Below are 2,574 nucleotides of genomic sequence, written 5' to 3'. Positions count from 1 at the left end.
ACAAGGAGAACCCAAAATCAACCAAGCCCCCGATGTGATGGTAGTTATCGGTAGACCGAAAGGGCATCGACGTTCTTACAAGACCTGGGTTGAAGATAACCTTAATCCCCAAGTCACCTTTGAAATAGCATCAGAAACCAACACCATCAAGGAATTAGAAGAGGATAAACTCAAGTTTTACCGGACCCATGGAGTAGAAGAGTACTATCTGTATGATCCAAACAGAGCCAAACTAAAAGGCTGGTTGCGTTCAGGAAAAAAACTAGAACCCATCCCCCAGATGCTGGGTTGGGTGAGTCCCCGTTTAGGAATTACCTTTGAGTTAGTAGCATCTCAATTGGTGCTGTATTATCCCAATGGTGAGCCTTTTGCTAGCTATTTAGAAATTAGTGAGCAGAAAGAACAACAACGTCAACGAGCAGAACAAGCGGAAGAAGCTTTAGAACAAGCACAGCAAGCTTTAGAGCTTGAACGAAATCGTATGAAAGCATTGCTAGAGCAATTAAAAGCAAAAGGGATAAATCCCGAGGATTTTGACCTGTAAGCTATTTGATTGATAAGTTTAAACCATACCGATACCCCATACCTTCAATCCAGAGCCGCCTGTCAAATTTTACTTTTATTCTCTTCTAATTGATTCACCTTTGATTCATCTCCTAAAGCCCGATAACTAACTTGGGCTTTTTCCAACCACTGTAAAGCTTCCTCTTTACTGTCAATAATTAAGCTGATAGTTACTAAACTCTTTTGTATTTCCGCTTGACTGTTTAAATCTGATGCTGCTTTAGCCAGTTCTAAACCTTTGAGGTAACGCTCCTTTGCCAGTCGATTTAATCCCACTTCTGTGTAGGTATCCCCTAGCAGTTGATAGGTGGCTACCAAAGTATTACCATCTTTGATGCTTTGTTCGAGTATATCAATGGCATTATATTTCAAGTCTTCCCTGAGGTAAAAATGGGCTAGGGCTAAGGAATTCGCTTCTTCACTTAACTGTTTTTGCTGGAGTTCCTCTACTTCTTTTAATAGGGTGGTAGCTTTCTTTTCATCAAGTACCCGAAAACCAAATTCCCCTTCCTCTATAGAACGTTTACCTTTGTCAGTCTCAACAATTAACGAATAATAACCAGGTGCTAGAGGTTGTTCCCCTGAATAAAGAATTTCTGTCTCCCTAGTGTAGGTTTTCCAGTCTAGATCTGATGCTTGTCCACGAATCCTAACAGAGTAACTTTCTGCACCTTCAACCTGATGCCAGCGTAGGGTGGGTCGGTTGTCGAGTAAGGATGTGTTCCTCGGACTTAATAGATAAGGAATGTTTTGATTATTTGCTGCCCTAGTAGGAGCGGTATAATCCTCTGAGTGAATTATTATACTATCTCCGGCGGTAGGACAGCCTTCATTAACGGTGGAAGTTCTTCCCGGTTCAGGTTTCCAGGTTGTCCAGTTGGAACACAGGACTTCAACGGTAGCATTTGAGCCTACCAACAGCTGATAATCCCCCCTGAGTAAATTACCAATAGAAGCTGGTTGAAAATTTGACCAATTGGGCTTCTGGAATTTGACTTCACCTGGAGGAGCCAAGGCGATAATTAGGTTAAACCTTGGTATTTGAGGCAGGGCAGGTTTGATGAAAGGGACTGTCACACCTAGCCCCAGTGCAAAGGCAATTAAGGTTTTCCATTGTTTTGACCACATGATTGATTTTCCTCCTTTAATTTTTTATGAGCTAAGCCCAGCCACAGATCCTCATCAGGATTAGCACTTGACCCCAATTGACAACATTTTTGCCACTGGGTCAGGGCTTTGGTTTTCTGGTTTTGTCCTTGATAAACCTGAGCTAATAAGCAGTGGGCTGAACCGCGATTGCTGATTTTTTCAATACCTTCTGGACTACTGCCTAAAGAGACCGCGCTCCGGAGAATTGGTTCTGCTTGCTCCTCTCGCCCTTGCTTGAGTAAAGCCCAACCCAAGTTTTTCATCAGGTCGTATTTAACTTTGATACTGGCTTGCCCAGCCCCGGCTAAACCTTTGAAGAGTAAGGGGATAGCTAAGGAGGGTTTGTTGTTAAGAATATGCAAGCGACCTAAGTTGTTATAAGCTTTAACAAAACCGCCTTTTACGGCGAATTGGTATTGAGTTCTGGCTTTGTCAAACTGTTGTAAATTTTCGTATACTAAAGCTAAGTTGTAGTGAGCTTTGACATTATCAGGATTAAGGGCTAAGGCTTGCTGATAGTGGGCTTCAGCACTGGCTAGTTGACCTTGCTTATACTTTTCAAAACCTCTTCTATTAGAGAAATTAGAAAAATTGGGCAAACAAAAGTGAAAACCTAGTAAGATTACCAGTAATAACTCCGTCGCCCCGAGCTGGGCTTCGGCATGAAAATGCTTGGGAATACCCAGTCGGATTAATAATTTATCAAATCCTTCTTGTCCGGTTTCCGTTAGTTCGCTGATCGCTTGTAATACGGTCAAAAGACTGGGAAAAGCAATTGCTACTGCTCCCGCAAATCCAGTGCCTGCTATCAGAAAACGAGGCAGAAGGTCGATTAACAAGCCAAGATTCGCCGTATCATTA

General features: G+C 42.5%; 3 protein-coding genes. 1 reads left to right on the top strand and 2 read right to left on the bottom strand.

Translation table 11 applies throughout. The annotated features are described in order from the left end of the window. On the top strand, positions 1-544 hold a 544-nt coding region (locus F6K49_RS31400), incomplete at its 5' end, for a Uma2 family endonuclease (protein ID WP_293081708.1). A 62-nt stretch (positions 545-606) separates the two neighbouring features. Here F6K49_RS31400 and F6K49_RS31395 read toward each other — a convergent pair. Next, positions 607-1,692: a hypothetical protein gene (locus tag F6K49_RS31395; RefSeq protein WP_293102949.1), complete on the bottom strand. Its 1,086-nt coding sequence runs from the start codon at positions 1,690-1,692 to the stop codon at positions 607-609. Beyond that, positions 1,665-2,574: tetratricopeptide repeat protein (locus F6K49_RS31390; protein ID WP_293102946.1), on the bottom strand; the 910-nt coding region annotated here is incomplete at its 5' end. The genes F6K49_RS31395 and F6K49_RS31390, both read right to left, overlap by 28 nt.

Source organism: Moorena sp. SIO3I6 (assembly GCF_010672095.1).
The sequence above is the reverse complement of the archived record's forward strand: the minus strand, read 5'-3'. Positions and strand labels throughout refer to the sequence as shown.

Coding starts and splice junctions, on each gene's coding strand:
- F6K49_RS31395 (WP_293102949.1), bottom strand. CDS start 1,692: ATGTGGTCAAAACAATGGAAAACCTTAATTGCCTTTGCACTGGGGCTA.